Annotated in this window: 13 protein-coding genes; 8 read left to right on the forward strand and 5 right to left on the reverse strand. The window is 45.5% G+C overall.

The window, feature by feature from the left end; translation table 11 throughout:
* The first annotated feature begins 69 nt into the window (after nucleotides 1-69).
* From metA to K6V21_RS09475, 3 genes are all read left to right on the forward strand, one after another.
* Nucleotides 70-987 carry a homoserine O-succinyltransferase gene (gene metA / locus K6V21_RS09465; protein WP_007209648.1) on the forward strand — a complete coding sequence of 306 codons (918 nt, stop codon included), beginning with the start codon at nucleotides 70-72 and terminating at the stop codon, nucleotides 985-987.
* An 89-nt stretch (nucleotides 988-1,076) separates the two neighbouring features.
* A complete protein-coding gene (locus K6V21_RS09470; RefSeq protein ID WP_224321603.1) occupies nucleotides 1,077-2,975 on the forward strand; it encodes a peptidase U32 family protein in 1,899 nt (632 codons plus the stop codon).
* Nucleotides 2,965-4,014 (forward strand): hypothetical protein, encoded by a 1,050-nt coding sequence (locus tag K6V21_RS09475; protein WP_224321604.1) that lies wholly within the window; start codon nucleotides 2,965-2,967, stop codon nucleotides 4,012-4,014. The genes K6V21_RS09470 and K6V21_RS09475 overlap by 11 nt, the downstream gene beginning before the upstream one ends.
* Before the next feature lie 208 nt (nucleotides 4,015-4,222).
* Here K6V21_RS09475 and K6V21_RS09480 read toward each other — a convergent pair whose 3' ends face one another.
* Nucleotides 4,223-6,649, reverse strand: coding sequence for a TonB-dependent receptor (locus K6V21_RS09480; RefSeq protein ID WP_224321605.1), 2,427 nt, complete (start codon nucleotides 6,647-6,649; stop codon nucleotides 4,223-4,225).
* Nucleotides 6,650-6,721: 72 nt separating this feature from the next.
* Nucleotides 6,722-7,351, reverse strand: a complete 630-nt coding sequence (locus K6V21_RS09485) for a helix-turn-helix transcriptional regulator (RefSeq protein WP_007209403.1) — start codon at nucleotides 7,349-7,351, stop codon at nucleotides 6,722-6,724.
* Nucleotides 7,352-7,504: 153 nt separating this feature from the next.
* Between K6V21_RS09485 and lpdA the strand changes: the two genes are divergently transcribed.
* The 5 genes from lpdA to K6V21_RS09510 all read left to right on the forward strand — a co-directional run bounded on the left by lpdA (nucleotide 7,505) and on the right by K6V21_RS09510 (nucleotide 13,579).
* Nucleotides 7,505-8,854, forward strand: a complete 1,350-nt coding sequence (gene lpdA, locus K6V21_RS09490) for a dihydrolipoyl dehydrogenase (protein ID WP_217714620.1) — start codon at nucleotides 7,505-7,507, stop codon at nucleotides 8,852-8,854.
* Nucleotides 8,854-9,603 (forward strand): biotin/lipoate A/B protein ligase family protein, encoded by a 750-nt coding sequence (locus K6V21_RS09495; RefSeq protein ID WP_224321606.1) that lies wholly within the window; start codon nucleotides 8,854-8,856, stop codon nucleotides 9,601-9,603. The genes lpdA and K6V21_RS09495 overlap by 1 nt, the downstream gene beginning before the upstream one ends.
* A 65-nt stretch (nucleotides 9,604-9,668) precedes the next feature.
* On the forward strand, nucleotides 9,669-11,003 hold the full coding sequence (locus K6V21_RS09500; protein WP_224321607.1) for a dihydrolipoamide acetyltransferase family protein: 1,335 nt from the start codon (nucleotides 9,669-9,671) through the stop codon (nucleotides 11,001-11,003).
* Nucleotides 11,004-11,021: 18 nt separating this feature from the next.
* The gene (locus tag K6V21_RS09505) at nucleotides 11,022-13,058 is read left to right on the forward strand and encodes a thiamine pyrophosphate-dependent enzyme (protein ID WP_007219723.1); all 2,037 of its coding nucleotides are present in this window, start codon (nucleotides 11,022-11,024) and stop codon (nucleotides 13,056-13,058) included.
* A gap of 17 nt (nucleotides 13,059-13,075) precedes the next feature.
* On the forward strand, nucleotides 13,076-13,579 hold the full coding sequence (locus K6V21_RS09510; RefSeq protein ID WP_217714616.1) for a flavodoxin: 504 nt from the start codon (nucleotides 13,076-13,078) through the stop codon (nucleotides 13,577-13,579).
* Nucleotides 13,580-13,631: 52 nt separating this feature from the next.
* Here K6V21_RS09510 and K6V21_RS09515 read toward each other — a convergent pair whose 3' ends face one another.
* From K6V21_RS09515 to radA, 3 genes are read right to left on the reverse strand one after another with little or no spacing between them, the layout of a single operon-like run.
* A complete protein-coding gene (locus K6V21_RS09515) occupies nucleotides 13,632-15,236 on the reverse strand; it encodes an NAD(P)/FAD-dependent oxidoreductase (RefSeq protein ID WP_224321608.1) in 1,605 nt (534 codons plus the stop codon).
* 48 nt (nucleotides 15,237-15,284) lie between these two features.
* Nucleotides 15,285-15,662, reverse strand: a complete 378-nt coding sequence (locus K6V21_RS09520) for a GxxExxY protein (protein WP_217714614.1) — start codon at nucleotides 15,660-15,662, stop codon at nucleotides 15,285-15,287.
* Between the two features lie 47 nt (nucleotides 15,663-15,709).
* Entirely contained in the window at nucleotides 15,710-17,077 is a 1,368-nt protein-coding gene (gene radA / locus K6V21_RS09525; RefSeq protein WP_007219727.1) for a DNA repair protein RadA, read from the reverse strand.
* Between the last annotated feature and the right edge of the window lie 120 nt (nucleotides 17,078-17,197).

The raw sequence follows: 17,197 nt of genomic DNA on the forward strand, positions 1-17,197 counted from the left end.
ATTCTTTCGCGGGAGATTTCAAAATTATCAGTACCTTTGTACTCTAAATTAAAGATAATCTGATAACTTATGCCATTAAATTTACCTGATAAGCTGCCGGCGATAGAGTTGCTGAAAGAAGAGAACATATTTGTTATTGACAACTCCCGCGCCACGCAACAGGACATCCGTCCGTTGCGCATCGTTATCCTGAACTTGATGCCTTTGAAGATTACCACGGAGACAGATCTTGTGCGTTTGCTCTCCAATACACCGCTTCAAGTGGAAATCTCGTTCATGAAAATCAAGAGTCATACATCAAAGAATACGCCTGTAGAACACATGCAGACATTCTATACTGACTTTGAAAAGATGCGTGGCGAGAAGTACGACGGTATGATTATCACTGGTGCCCCTGTAGAACAATTGGATTTCGAAGAGGTGACTTACTGGGATGAAATAATGGAAATATTCGATTGGGCGCGTACGCATGTCACATCTACCCTTTATATATGCTGGGCTGCACAGGCCGGACTCTATCATCATTATGGAGTGCCCAAGTATGCGTTGGATAAGAAAATGTTCGGCATATTCGAGCATCGTCCTTTAGATCCGCTGCACGCTATTTTCCGTGGTTTCGATGATATGTTCTATGTACCCCATAGCCGCCATACGGAAGTACGGAAAGAAGATATCTTGAAAGTGCCGGAGCTTACTTTACTTTCGGAATCGGAAGATGCAGGCGTACACCTGGTGGTAGCACGTGGTGGACGTGAGTTTTTTGTTACCGGACATTCGGAATACTCTCCACTGACACTGGATACGGAATATCGCAGGGATGTGGATAAAGGTCTACCTATTGAAATACCTCGTAATTATTATGTGGATAATGATCCGGACAAAGGTGTGATGGTACGTTGGCGTGCCCATGCCAATCTGCTGTTCTCTAATTGGTTGAACTATTTCGTTTATCAGGAAACTCCGTACAATATTAATGATATAAAGTAGCTACAAGCTACGAGCTGCGAGTGACAAGACCTTGCGGTATATAGTGTAGCACTCGTAGCTTGTAGCCTGTAACTTGTAACTAAAACGATATGATAAAGCAACGGAAGATAGAGTTACTGGCCCCTGCCAAGAACATGGAATGTGGCATTGAAGCTATTAACCACGGTGCGGATGCAGTGTATATCGGTGCACCTAAGTTTGGCGCACGTGCAGCAGCCGGCAATTCGTTGGAAGATATAGCTGCTTTGGTGGCTCATGCCCATTTATATAATGCCCGGATTTATGTGACTGTCAATACCATCTTAAAGGAAGAAGAACTGGCAGAGACGGAGAAAATGATTTGGGATTTGTATCGTGCGGGAGTAGATGCCCTCATTGTGCAAGACATGGGAATCACTCGCTTAAACCTACCGCCTATTCCCTTGCACGCCAGTACCCAAATGGATAACCGTACACCGGAGAAAGTACGTTTCCTTGCAGAAGCCGGTTTCCGGCAAGTAGTATTGGCACGTGAGCTTTCCCTTCAGGAAATCAGCCATATTCATAAAGCTTGTCCGGAAGTGCCGTTGGAAGTATTTGTACATGGGGCACTTTGCGTTAGTTATAGCGGGCAATGTTATGTCAGCCAGGCTTGTTTCGGACGTAGTGCCAACCGGGGAGAATGTGCACAATTCTGTCGTTTGCCTTTCAGTCTGGTGGATGCCGACGGAAAAGTAATTGTACGTGATAAGCATTTGCTATCTCTCAAAGATTTGAATCAAAGTGATATCTTGGAAGAGTTACTTGATGCAGGTGCTACTTCGCTCAAGATAGAAGGTCGTCTGAAAGATGTTTCTTACGTAAAGAATGTTACGGCTGCTTACCGCCAAAAGCTGGATGCCATCTTTACACGCCGTAAAGAATATGCCCGAGCCTCTTCCGGTACTTGCAATTATACATTCCGTCCCCAGTTAGATAAAAGTTTTAGTCGTGGATTTACGCATTACTTCCTGCACGGACGCAGTGAAGAAATTTTCTCTTTTGATACTCCGAAATCCCTCGGTGAAGAGATGGGAACCATGAAGGAACAACGTGGAAACTACCTCACAGTAGCCGGATTGAAATCATTCAACAACGGTGACGGTGTTTGTTATATCGATGAGCAAGGACGCCTGCAAGGCTTCCGTATCAACCGTGTAGATGGAAATAAACTCTATCCGGCAGGTGAGATGCCTCGTATCCGTCCGCGTACTGTACTTTACCGTAACTATGACCAGGAGTTTGAGAAGTTGCTGGCACGTAAGTCTTCCGAACGAAAGATTTCCGTTTCCTTGCTTTTGGCAGATACTGCCTTCGGCTTTGCTCTGACTGTCACGGATGAGGATGATAATAGCGTTACACTTTCTTTCCCTTATCAGAAAGAACCTGCCCGTACCCCGCAGGCAGATAATCTGCGTACTCAACTCAGTAAATTGGGAAATACTCCTTTTGAAGCCGGAATATTAGCGGATAATCGTTCGCTTGAAACAAATTCCGCCATAGAAATCCGCTTTTCAGATAACTGGTTTCTTCCCGCTTCCGTAGTAGCCGATTGGCGCCGTCAAGCCGTAGACAAGCTGGTTACCGTTCGCCGTATTAATTATCGGCAGGAAGTGGCAGTCTGGAAACCTACAACTCATGCTTTCCCTTTGCCGGGAACTTCTTCTAAGACAACAGCTTCCGCTACTTCATTAACGTACCTCGGTAATGTAATGAATACCCGTGCCGCCTCTTTCTATACCGATCACGGCATTGCTACCGTAGCTCCGGCTTATGAGAAACAATCTGTACCGGGTGCTGTTTTAATGTTCTGCAAGCATTGTTTGCGTTATAGTATGGGGTGGTGCCCTACTTATCAGAAGGGACGTTCACCCTATCGGGAGCCTTATTGTTTGCAAGGAACTGATGGTAAGCGCTTCCGCTTGGAGTTTGATTGTAAGAATTGTCAGATGAAAGTATATGCAGAATAAGAGAGGACATATTCGTTATCACCACAGAGCGGCACAGAGTAACACAGAGTTTCTTAAATATCAGAAAAGACTCCGTGCAACTCTGTGCTACTCTGTGGTGATAGCGATTATTATCAGTCTGGTTTCCTGTCGTTACTCCCGTCCCAATCTGGATGATGAAGGTATCAGTGATAAAACCCGCGACTCTCTGACCTACCTTTACGACCGGCATTATACGTTGAATACGAATCTGGAAGTGGTGCAGGATTCCGTGGTGCTTGCCTGTCTGCCGGTGAAGGATTGCTACAATACTCTGTATAGAGGAGACCGTGTAGTAGTGGCCGAATTTGCCATTCATTCTGCTGATAGTGTGGACAGTGTTTGGGTAAAACTGGCTCATTCCCAGGAGATACAAGGCTGGATCGGGGAGCGGGAAATGATGCAAGCTTTTGTACCTACGGACAGTATCTCACAATTCATTTACTTGTTCAGTGATACACATGCTTCTTACTTCGTGATTATTTTCGCCTTGTTTATCGGTGCCTGGGTGTTCCGTCTGTTCCGTCGGAAGCAGTTGAAGATTGTTTATTTCAATGATATTGATAGTGTATATCCGCTTTTGCTCTGCCTGTTGATGGCATTCAGTGCTACGGTGTATGAGACGATGCAAGTCTTTGTGCCCGAAACGTGGGAACATTTCTATTTTAATCCTACGCTTTCACCTTTCAAGGTGCCGTTTATTCTCTCAGTCTTTTTGCTGAGCATCTGGTTGTTTATCATTGTACTGCTGGCAGTACTCGATGACTTGTTCCGTCAGTTGACTCCTGCCGCTGCCGTATTCTATCTGTTGGGATTGGCATCTTGTTGTATCTTCTGTTATTTCTTCTTTATACTGACTACACAAATCTATATCGGCTATATTTTCCTTGTTGTTTTCCTTGGACTTTTCCTAAAGCGAATGTGTACTACACTTGTCATTTACCGCTATCGTTGCGGGCGCTGCGGACAGAAATTAAAAGAAAAGGGGGCTTGCCCAAGCTGTGGTGCTATCAATGAATAATAGGGTGTAGCAAGTTCTCTTAACCCTTTCATGCTTATGATACTTACTTTTCCCCTCTTTCCTGCTTAGATGTAATGTAAAAGATGGCATCTTTTGCTGCGAAAGATGCCATCTTTTGATGTTAGAGATGCCACCTTTTGCGACAAAAGATGCCATCTTTTGCATAACGGGTTAGGGAGATGTATGGGGACGGAAGTAATGATCTCTATCAGAACCTGCAACGTAGTTCGATTCCCGCCTGTATGGGGCGGCCTTTCTGCATGAATCCGTTGCCCATGCTTTCAAAGTAGAAGGCAGCGTAGTCTTTATCCAGTGCATTGCGAACCCAGAAGTCAATCTGTCCGTTGCCTTTTTGCAGGCTGAGGCGTCCGTTCAATGTGCCGTAGAAGGCTTGGCTGACATCATTCTGCTCGGTCCAATAGATACGTCCTGCACCGGTGTAGTTGGCATTAAGTTGAATACGGTCCAGCCAATGTCCCGGGTTGATGCGGAAAATGTATTGTCCGCCCAGGCTCAGAGTGTGCTTCGGAACGAAAGGAACATAGTTGCCGTTGTAACTTATTTCTTCTAATTTACTGTTGGTTGTTATGTAATCTTTGAATGTGGCATAAGTATAACCATAGCTTGCAGTCAGGGTAAAGTTAGTGGTAACTGCACCCATCAGAGATATTTCTGCTCCCAAGCTGCGGCTCTTTCCTGCATTTACCGTCTCGCGTCCAAGTCCGCTCTGGGCGAAGCGGGAAATCTGCTGGTCGCGCGTTTCAAGCCAGAACAGGGCGGCATCGGCACGCAGACGGTTTTGGAAAAGGTTTAGGTGAGTACCTATTTCATAGTTCCAGGTTTGTTCCGGTTTATATACGGTGGCAGCCCGGGCATCCGGATTCTTACCGCCATCGGGTAGGAAACCATCTACCAAATCTTTGAAGTTGTCCGGAACATTGGGCATGATTGCTTCTTTAGATTGCTTCATCATATCGTTGCGCAAACTGGATTGTAGAAGGTCGGAGAACATCTGAATGTTATATCCTCCCGAGCGATAACCTTTGCTGACGGTAGCATATACATTTCCGGCATTATCCCGGAAGTCATATTGCAAGGCGAACTTCGGAAGTAGTTGCAGATAATCTTTGCTGATGGAACCTTCGTAGCAGGATTCTACAGTCAGGGCTGTTTCCGGCATCATTATTATAGGATCACGAACAGGCTGTCCGTTCTGCATCATCTGACCTGTAATGCCTACGGTGTAATCCATTGCTGTGCCGGAGTTATAATCCATCTTCATCTTCTCATAATCCAGGCGAAGTCCGGCAGTGAATGATAATCCGTCGATACTAAATAGATCTCTGAATGTGGATTGGTGAAACAGGGCTCCATTCAGAAGTGGTGTTTTGAAATCTCCGTTGATGGGCAAACGTGTGCTGGTTACTTTTAATGATGGCATGATATTCATATTCATCACCGGGCTCATCGGTACTTCTATTAGTGGAGGAATTACGCTACCCAGCATCTTGTTCATCATCGCCATACCATCTTCCTTGAATGTGACGGGGGCAGTAGTATTCAGCCATTGATAGAATCCGAAGACACCTGTTGCCCATTGCCAACGCCGGTTGCTCTTGCTTTTCATTACAATTTCTTCACTGATGGTATTGATGCGTTGTTTCTGTTCCAGTGTATACGTATCTGAGGCTGTGAAATCCTGATCCAGAAACATACGATCCTTTAGATGCTGATATCCGGTTACGGCACTGAGTGTGAAATTCTGTGCCTGGTACTCTACATTAAGTCCGGCATTCAGCAGGTTGCGGTAATAGCTACTTTCATCATTGTAAGCCGTTTTGGCTACATCTCCGGTTTCTTTATTGTAGAGTCCATACGGGTAACCGCCCTGGTCACCATATTCATAACTTACATTAAAGTCGAGCTTCCAATTATCGCTGGGCAAGTAGATGGCGCGGATACGTCCACCGGCAGACTGCCCTTTATCTACCTTTTTATTGTTGAGCGCTGCATTGCGGAAGAAACCGCCTTCGTATTCATAAAATCCTCCAGCCGAGAATGCAAAGCGCTCATTCATCCGGTGATAGTGAGTGACGGAAGTATTGTATTGATTGTGTGTACCTGCCCCTATCCGGAAGTCAGTACCTTGATAAGAGAAAGGAGATTTGGTATGTACTTTAATAAGTCCACCCATCGCATTTCGTCCGTACAGTGTACCCTGCGGACCGCGCAGCACATCAATACGCTCGATGTCGGAATAATTGAAATCGAATGCGGATTTATCTATATAAGGTATATTGTCAACATAGAGCCCTACGGAGGGAGTATTGATGCGAGAACCGATACCACGAATGTAGACGGCAGATGTCAGTCGCGAACCGTAGTCGGGAATAAATATATTGGGTACAAGTGCGGTCAGGTTTTTGATTGAGTTCACTTGTGCAGCCTGCATGTCTTGTTGCGAAAGCAGGGTGACGGCATTGGGCAGCTCGCGCAACTTACGGTTTTCTTTAGGTGCTGCAATGATCAGGACTTCTTCAACGTCCACTATTTTCAGGGTATCCACTTCCTCTGCACATACGTTCCCTATCGACAGGAGTGCCAGGGCAAAGGCTAACAATTTACTCTTCTCCATTTTTTGCTTCTATTATTTCGCTTGCAAAGAAAGAGGATTTCTCTTATACCCGCAATCCTCATTTATTAGGATTTAGATACGGTCTGCTTCGACGTATCCGTGCATTACAGCATAAATCGTTAGTCCGGCCACTGATTTAATGCCCAGCTTCTCCGTAATATTCTTTCGGTGGGAGATGACGGTAGTCAGGCTGATATTCAGTTTATCGGCTATTTCTTTATTGATAAGTCCTTTGGTTATCAGTACCAGTACTTCTATTTCGCGGGGAGAGAGATCATGTTCGCTGTCGGCATGAGGATTACCGCACGGATGCGCTGTTGCACCGTGGGGATGTCCGTGGGGGTGGCTATGAGGATGTCCGCCTTTGTGTCCGAACTGATGCAGTTGCAGGATGTTTCTGATCAGTGTTTTCTCGTCCTGATAAATATTCAAGGTCGGTATTCCTGCCAGCTGAGGCTGATTGTCACCGTTTGCCAATACAATGGTCTTGGGCTTGCGCGGTAGGAAAAAAGCGGTATGCTCAAAATATATCTGTGCTGAAACAAAATAATGCGCGTACATATCGGGGGTATCGTCCATCAGTTCCTCGAACGAACTGAATACACGGATGACGGCCATCGGGATAATTTCTTCCAGAAGGCTTTGCAATCCCATACATGATAAGGTGTTGGAGTCAGCAATTGCTATTTCGGGAGCTACCATAGTGTTTCTTAAATTTCTGCAAAAGTACAGATAAATTTTAGGATGTAGGCTATTGTGATTGAAAAACAGTAACTTTCCTTAATAGGTTGCTATAGAACTTTGCGCTCTTCTCTTTTGTTGTTAAGTATATAATTTACTTAATACTACTGATTTATGAAATATGATATAGCTATCATCGGCGGTGGCCCTGCCGGATATACGGCAGCTGAAAGAGCGGCTGCAAACGGGCTGCAAACTGTTTTGTTTGAAAAGAAAGCTATTGGCGGTGTTTGTCTCAATGAGGGGTGTATCCCTACCAAAACTCTACTCTATTCCGCCAAGTTGTGGGACAATATGAAAGGCGCGTCCAAGTATGGCATCTCTGTGCCCGACGGTTCGTCATTCGATATGAAAAAGATTATCGACCGTAAAGATAAGATTGTGAAAAAGCTGACTGGTGGTGTGAAGATGACGGTCAGTTCGTACGGTGCTGTTATTGTGCCGCAGGAAGCCGTTATTATGGGTGAGGCGGACGGACGTTTCCAACTTTCGGCTGCCGGCGAAGTATATGAAGTAACCTATCTGTTGGTATGTACAGGTTCCGATACATTGATCCCTCCCATTAAAGGATTATCTGAAATTGATTATTGGACATCAAAGGAAGCATTGGAGATCACAACTTTGCCCCGTTCACTTGTCATTATCGGTGGTGGTGTTATCGGGATGGAATTCGCCTCTTTTTTCAATAGCATGGGTGTGCAGGTGCATGTTGTTGAAATGATGCCCGAAGTATTGGGCGCCATGGATAAGGAAACCAGTGGCATGCTACGTTCAGAATATCAGAAGCGTGGGGTTAATTTCCATTTGAATGCCAAAGTAATTGAAGTCGGCAAAGAGGGTGTCACTATTGAAAAAGAAGGTAAGACTGCACTTATCGAAGCCGAAAAGGTACTCGTCAGTGTGGGTAGGAAAGCTAACTTGTCCCAGGTCGGTTTGGATAAACTGAACATTGAACTGCTGCGCAACGGTGTGAAGGTGGATGAGCATATGCAGACTTCCCATCCTCGTGTTTATGCCTGTGGCGACATCACCGGGCGTTCTATGCTGGCACATACTGCCATTCGTGAAAGTGAAGTTGCTGTCAATCATATCCTGGGAGTGGAAGACCGTATGAATTACGATTGTGTACCCGGTGTGGTGTATACCAATCCCGAAGTAGCGGGAGTCGGTAAGACTGAGGAAGAACTGAAAGTATCCGGTATCAGTTATCATGTACAGAAGTTACCGATGGCCTATTCCGGTCGTTTTGTAGCCGAGAATGAATTGGTGAACGGGCTATGTAAGTTGATATTGGACGATGATGATCGGGTGATAGGCTGCCATATGCTGGGAAACCCTGTTTCCGAATTGATTGTTCTTGCCGGACTTGCCGTGCAGCACGGATATACGGTGGAAGAGTTTCAAAAGACTGTTTTTCCGCATCCGACGGTCGGTGAAATCTTCCATGAAACTTTGTTTGCGTAATGTTCTGTATTGATAATCGCTGCACGGATATCTATTTTAATCTGGCAGCAGAAGAGTATTTGTTGAAGCAGAAGCGAGGTAACTTCTTTATGCTTTGGCAGTCGGAACCTTCCGTAGTGATAGGGAAACATCAGAGTGTGGCAGCGGAAGCGGACGAGAGGTTTCTGGATGAAAAGGGAATAACCCTGGCACGCCGTTTCTCCGGTGGAGGGGCTGTATATCATGACCGGGGAAACATTAACCTGAGTTTTATTGAAACCGTAAAACAACCGGACTTTGTATATTACCTGCAACAGGTTGTCGATTTCCTCGAAAAGGTAGGCATCTCAGCTTATGCTGACCAGCGTTTGGGCATTTATGTGGATGAACGGAAAATATCAGGTAGTGCGCAGTGTATACACAAAGACCGTGTGATGTATCATTGTACTTTGTTGTTTTCCACTGATCTGGATACATTGAATGCGGCATTGAATGGCGATCCGGATGCGGAAAGCCGTCTACCGGGCTCTCGTACTATGCGTGCAGTACCTTCCGTACGGAGTGAAGTTGTTAATATAAAAGAGTTTTTGTCCGAACCCATGGACGTCAAACGTTTCATGCATTTGCTCTTTCACTCCTTTGTGGATGATGACGATAACCGGATTTACCGCTTCTCTGCCGGAGATATGGAAGCCATCGAACGGTTGAAAGCGGAAAAGTATTCCTGCAAAGAGTGGATATATCATAAATCCGCATTAACTTTTACTTAAGTTAAAAACTTACTACTCAGTTGTTTGTTGTATAATAATAAACCGAGAACCTAAAACTTAACTATATGTCAAGATTTGAAATAAAGATGCCCAAATTGGGTGAAAGTATAACCGAAGGTACCATCATCTCATGGTCGGTACAAGTAGGAGACATCATCAAGGAAGATGATGTGTTATTTGAAGTAAATACCGCTAAAGTCAGTGCCGAAATACCGTCTCCGGTAGAAGGTAAAGTCGTGGAAATTTTATTTAAGGAAGGAGACACCGTGGCTGTGGGTACGGTGGTGGCTATTGTCGATATCGGAGGTGAGAACTCCGGGGATGAGGGTGTTGCGGTTGTTTCTAAGACTGCCTCTGAGGAAACTCCTCAAGTCAAGACTGTAAAAACGGAAGAAGAGCGTTGGTACTCGCCTGTAGTTCTTCAGTTGGCTCGTGAGGCCGGCATTCAGCCTGAAGAACTGGATACTATTTCGGGTACCGGATATCAGGGGCGGGTGAGCAAGAAGGACATCAAGAGTTACATTGTCCGGAAACAAAGTGGTGGTACCACCACGGCGCAATCTGCTGCTAAGCCAAGTCCGCAACCTGTTGCAAGCGTTGCACCGCAACCGGTAGCTACAGCACCTGCCCAGTCGTCTGCTAAACTTGCTGCAACTCCTGAAGTACAACGTACTACACCTGCTTCCGGCACATTCTCAGCAGAAGGTGTTGAAGTAAAAGAGATGGATCGTGTACGTAAGGTGATAGCCGACCACATGGTAATGTCCAAACATACTTCCCCACACGTAACCAATGTTGTGGAAGTGGATGTAACGAAACTTGTGAAGTGGCGCGATAAGAATAAAGATGCTTTCTTCCGTCGTGAGGGAGTGAAACTTACTTATATGCCTGCCATCACAGAAGCTGTGGCGAAGGCACTGGCTGCTTACCCGCAAGTGAATGTATCGGTAGAGGGATATAATATCTTGTTCAAGAAACATATCAATGTCGGTATTGCCGTTTCTTTGAATGATGGCAATCTGATTGTTCCGGTGGTTCGTGATGCCGATCGTCTGAACCTGAACGGACTTGCCGTAGCCATTGATTCACTGGCACTCAAGGCTCGTGATAATAAGCTGATGCCCGATGATATTTCCGGTGGCACTTTTACGATTACGAACTTCGGTACATTCAAGTCTTTGTTCGGTACACCTATCATCAATCAGCCTCAGGTGGCTATCCTGGGAGTAGGATACATCGAGAAAAAGCCTGCCGTAATAGAGACCCCGGAAGGAGATGTGATTGCCATCCGTCATAAGATGTATCTGTCCCTTTCTTATGACCATAGAGTCGTGGATGGTTCATTAGGTGGCAACTTCCTCTATTTTATTAAAGATTATCTGGAAAACTGGAAAGAATAACTTAATACCTTGATAAGTATGAAAAAGTACAATATAAAAACCACAGATGTGGAACTGCTGAAGAAGTGGTATTACTTGATGACGCTGGGGCGTGCGCTTGATGAAAAAGCGCCCGCTTACCTGTTGCAGTCCCTTGGCTGGTCCTTTCACGCTCCATATGCCGGGCATGACGGGATACAGTTGGCCATCGGACAGGTATTTACCAAAGGAGAAGACTTCCTTTTCCCTTACTACCGTGATATGCTGACTGCCCTTTCCGCCGGAATGACAGCGGAAGAGCTTATACTGAATGGTATCTCCAAAGCTACTGATCCGGGAAGTGGCGGACGCCACATGTCCAATCACTTTGCCAAACCCGAATGGCATATCGAGAATATATCCTCGGCTACAGGTACGCATGATCTTCATGCAGCCGGTGTGGCACGTGCAATGGTATATTATGACCATAAAGGAGTCGTTATTACTTCACACGGCGAATCTGCCTCCTCCGAAGGCTTTGTCTACGAAGCTGTCAATGGTGCCAGCCTTGAACGCCTGCCCGTTATTTTTGTATGGCAGGATAATGGATATGGTATATCTGTTCCGAAGAAAGACCAGACGGCAGCCCGTAAAGTGGCGGATAACTTCTCCGGATTCAAGAATCTGAAGATTATCCATTGTAATGGAAAAGATGTGTTCGACTCCATGAATGCCATGACTGAGGCCCGTGAGTATGCATTGCTGAACCGGAATCCGGTAATCGTACATGCCAATTGTGTCCGTATCGGTTCCCATTCCAACTCTGACAAAGACACTTTGTACAGGGATGAAAACGAACTGGCTTATGTGAAAGAAGCTGATCCGTTGCTGAAGTTCCGCCGGATGCTGTTACGTTACAAGCGTCTCACCGAGGAAGAGCTGAAAGAAATAGAGGAGAAAGCAAAGAAAGATCTGGCTGCTGCCAATCGTAAGGCGTTGACGGCTCCCGATCCCGATCCTAAAACCATTTTCAACTATGTATTGCCGGAACCTTACGAACCGGAAAAATATAAAGATGGGACACATCGTGAGACAGAAGGAGAGAAGAAATTCTTTGTAACTGCCATCAATGAGACGCTGAAAGCAGAGTTCCGCCATAATCCTGATACCTTCATTTGGGGGCAGGATGTTGCCAATCGGGATAAAGGGGGCGTGTTCAACGTGACGAAAGGTATGCAACAGGAATTCGGCGAAGCTCGTGTATTCAGTGCACCTATCGCCGAAGATTATATTGTCGGCACAGCAAATGGCATGAGCCGTTTTGATCCTAAAATCCGGGTAGTGATAGAAGGTGCGGAGTTTGCCGACTATTTCTGGCCTGCCGTAGAACAATATGTGGAATGTACCCATGAGTATTGGCGCAGCAACGGACAGTTCGTTCCTAATGTAACTTTACGTCTGGCTTCCGGTGGTTATATCGGTGGTGGACTCTATCACTCACAAAATCTGGAGGGTGCTTTGGCTACTCTGCCCGGAGCGCGGATTGTTTGTCCATCCTTTGCTGATGATGCTGCCGGACTGCTCCGTACAAGTATACGCTCCCGTGGGTTTACGCTGTTTATTGAACCGAAAGCATTGTATAATTCCGTAGAAGCAGCTACCATCGTCCCTGATGATTTTGAAGTTCCTTTTGGGAAAGCGCGTATTCGTCGTGGGGGCAGTGATCTGAGTATTATCACCTATGGTAATACAACGCATTTCTGCCTGAATGTTGCCGAACGTTTGGAAAAAGAAGGTGGCTGGAGTGTGGAAGTGATCGATATCCGTTCTTTGATACCGTTGGATAAAGAAACCATTTATGAGTCTGTGAAGAAGACCAGTAAAGCCCTGATTGTTCATGAAGATAAAGTCTTTGGTGGCTTCGGCGGTGAGATAGCAGCCAGTATTGGTACAGACTTATTCCGTTACCTGGATGCACCGGTGCAGCGTGTAGGTTCTACCTTTACTCCTGTAGGTTTTAATCCGATATTGGAACGTGCCATTCTGCCGGGTGCAGATAGAATTTATGAAGCAGCCAAGAAGCTGTTGGAATATTAATTTAATAATAAGTTATTATGAAAGAGATAGGATTATTTTATGCAATGAATGCTGCCAAGACTTCTCATATCGCAGAGAAGATACGTGAGAAGCTCGGACATAAAGAAGTGGAAATGATTATGATAGAAAAAGCTTGGCAGAATGATTTCCAGGCTTATGATAAACTGATAGTAGGTGCTTCTACCTGGTTTGATGGTGAATTGCCCACCTATTGGGATGAGATGATACCGGAGATAGAAAGCCTCGATCTGAAAGATAAGAAAGTTGCTCTCTTCGGGCTTGGTGACCAAATCGGGTATCCCGATAATTTTGTTGACGGCCTGGGAATACTGGCTGCTGCCTTTGAAAAGGCAGGGGCTGTTCTTGTCGGATTTACGTCTGCCGAAGGTTATTCATTTAACCATTCAAGAGCTTTGAGGGATGGTAAATGGTGTGGACTGGTGATTGATATAGAGAACCAGTCGAAGCTGACGGATAAACGTATAACGGATTGGTGTGAACGGTTGAAGAAAGAATTCTAATAAATTATTAAGGAGGGTATATTTGAATGAGTTAGTATACCCTCCTTGAATTTTATAGATTGAAATAACCGGCTACCGCTTCCGCGCATCGTTCCCCGTCAATACCGGCAGAAACAATACCACCTGCATATCCTGCTCCTTCTCCGCATGGGAACAAGCCTTTTACTCTTACATGCTGCAAAGTTTCCCTATCTCTTATGATTCGTACGGGTGCGGAGGTACGTGTCTCTACGCCAATCATTACTGCTTCATTGGTCAGGAAACCGTGACTGTATCGTCCGAATTGTTGGAATCCTTTGCTGAGTCGTTCTGTAATGAACGGTGGCATCCAGAAGTGTAGGGGAGAAGATATCAGTCCCGGAGCATACGAACTTTCCGGTAGATCATAACTCAGCTTTTTGTGTGTAAAATCCTGCATCCGCTGTGCAGGTGCTGTTTGTCGCATATTGCCTTGTTGCCAGCAATTATATTCCAATGCCTCCTGAAAGTACATCATGCTGAGTTGGGGATAGGTAACACTATCATCCTGCATAGCTGTTCCTCTATTTTCTATCTTCAATCCTTCGTCTTCCAGATCTTCCGGCCTTAACTCAACGACCATTCCCGAATTGCTCCAACGAGAGCCACGGTTACTGGGACTCATTCCGTTCACTACAATCTGTTGCGGACCGCTGGCGGCAGGTACAACGAACCCACCCGGGCACATACAGAAACTGTATACTCCTCGTCCGTCTACCTGATTCACAAAACTATATTCGGCGGCAGGCAGATATTTACCCCGCCCGTTCTTGTTATGATACTGTATTTGGTCGATCAATTCTGAAGGATGCTCCAAACGTACACCGACTGCAATACCTTTAGCTTCAACCTCCACTTGATTGGCAGCCAACCAACGGTACACATCCCGCGCCGAATGTCCTGTTGCCAGAATCACCGGACCCAGAATTGTTTGTCCTGTATGGGTTTCGATACCTTTTATCTCGTCTCCTTCGATAATCAACGCCTCCATACGTGTCTCAAAGTGCACTTCTCCGCCACATTCGAGAATGGTGTTCCGCATATTCTCTATCACACGCGGTAGTTTATCCGTTCCGATATGCGGATGTGCATCCACTAATATAGCTGTAGAGGCACCATGCTGGCAGAATACATTCAGTATTTTGTCCACATTCCCGCGTTTTTTGCTACGGGTATAAAGCTTTCCATCCGAATAAGCACCTGCACCTCCTTCACCGAAACTATAATTAGATTCCGGGTTCACAGTATGTTCCCGGCTGATCTGAGCCAAGTCTTTTTTTCGGTCGCGTACATTCTTTCCACGCTCTACGATGATAGGGCGGAGTCCCAGCTCTATTAATCTCAGAGCAGCAAACAGTCCGCCTGGACCGGCACCTACGACAATAACCTGCGGTTTTCCTTCTACATTCTTATAGATAGTAGGCTGGTATTCATCGTCTTTGGGCATTTCGTTCAGATATACCCGTACAGTCAGGTTGACGAAGATGGTTCGTTGCCGGGCATCGATGCTGCGCTTTAATATTCGCGTAGCGGTGATGTCACGTACATTCAATCCTTTTTCTTGTACGAGGTATTCTTTCAGTCGTTGCTCGTTGGCTGCCACTTCGGGGAGCACACGTAGTTGGTATTCTTGTATCATAATCTTTTTTTTCACCACAGAGGACACAGAGTTCACAGAGGGTTAGGGTTATAAAATAAAACGTTTAATACCGTATTTTAGACTTGGAACATTGAAGTTTAGTAACAGTCCATATTGCAGACCGCTTAGCTTCATGTAAGTAAGAAGCTGGGCGGAGTGAACTGGCAGTAAGCTTTCAACGCTTTTTAGTTCTAATATTAATTTCTTTTCAATTAATAAATCAATTCTATAATCAGTATCCAATGTAATTCCTTTATAAATGATTGGCAACTTCTTTTGCCTTTCTATTTTTATACCAGCTTTACTTAACTCATAAAATAAGCAGGCTTCGTATGTGCTTTCCAATAATCCGGGGCCTAATTGTGTATGTACTTCAAATGCATATTTTAATGTTGTCCCAGTCAATATATTAATATCTTCTTCCATCTATAATATTTTAAATCCTCTGTGCCCTCTGTGTCCTCTGTGGTGAATCAACCGAACAGTACCCTGAACGCCTCTTCCACCTTCCGCACCGGTATCAGTTCTATCTTTATTTTCTTCGTATCAATTCCTTGCAGATTGTATTTCGGCAGCACGAACCGTTTAAATCCTAGTTTCTCCGCTTCACCGATCCGTTGTTCAATCCGGTTTACCGGTCGTATCTCTCCGGACAAACCGATTTCCCCCGCCATACAAACTTCCTGTTCGATAGCCGTATCCATATTGCTGGAGAGTATGGCACTGATGACTGCCAGGTCTATTGCCGGGTCGTTCACCTTCAATCCTCCGGCAATATTGAGGAACACATCTTTCTGTGCCAACTTGAAACCTACCCGTTTTTCCAGCACAGCCAGTAGCATATTCATTCTCCGAAGGTCAAATCCCGTGGCCGAACGTTGCGGATTGCCATATACCGCACTGCTTACCAATGCCTGTGTCTCAATCAGGAACGGGCGTATCCCTTCTATAGCCGAAGCTATCGCTATACCACTCATCCCTTCATGATCCTGGCTCAACAATAACTCCGACGGATTACTGACTTGCCGTAATCCATCCTGACGCATCTCGTAAATCCCCAGCTCTGCCGTACTTCCGAAACGGTTCTTGATACTGCGCAGGATGCGGTACATATAATGCTGGTCACCCTCAAACTGCAATACCGTATCTACGATATGTTCCAACACTTTCGGTCCGGCAATGCTGCCTTCCTTATTGATATGCCCGATAAGCAATACCGGGGTATGCGTTTCTTTGGCAAAGCGCAGGATACTTGCCGAACATTCGCGCACTTGTGCGATGCTTCCCGGGGAGGATTCAATGCTTTCCGTAGAAATAGTCTGTATAGAGTCGATGATCACCAACTCCGGACGGGTATTCTTGATGTGAACAAAAATCTGTTCCAATGACGTTTCACAAACGATGAGGCAATCGGTGGAATTTTGTGATAGACGGTCCGCGCGTAATTTCAACTGACGGGCACTTTCCTCACCCGATACATAAAGAACGCGCTTTTCAGGGATATGAAGTACAGTTTGTAGTACCAAAGTAGACTTACCAATTCCCGGTTCCCCACCAATCAACACTAGAGAACCCGGAACCAATCCGCCTCCCAGTACCCGGTTCAATTCTTCATCATGCAAGTCGATACGCGGTTCATCATCCGCTTCTATTTCACTGAGAACGATGGGTTTTGGCTTTTCTGTCTCAATTCCGGATACCGGACGTTTGTTTACGACTTCTTTTCGTATCACTTCTTCTACATACGTGTTCCACTCTCCGCACGACGGACATTTACCTACCCACTTCGGAGACTCCTGTCCGCAGTTGCTGCACACATAAACCGTTTTTTCTTTTGCCATAAGGAAATCTACTTGCTGAATGATTTGTCAAAGATACGAATTTAGCTGTTTACGAGGCAGAAAAACAGGACAATTTATTCCACCTCGTACCTCCTTTATACCTCCTTCGTACTCTCTTCG

Source organism: Bacteroides cellulosilyticus (assembly GCF_020091405.1).
In the GTDB taxonomy this organism is placed as follows: domain Bacteria; phylum Bacteroidota; class Bacteroidia; order Bacteroidales; family Bacteroidaceae; genus Bacteroides.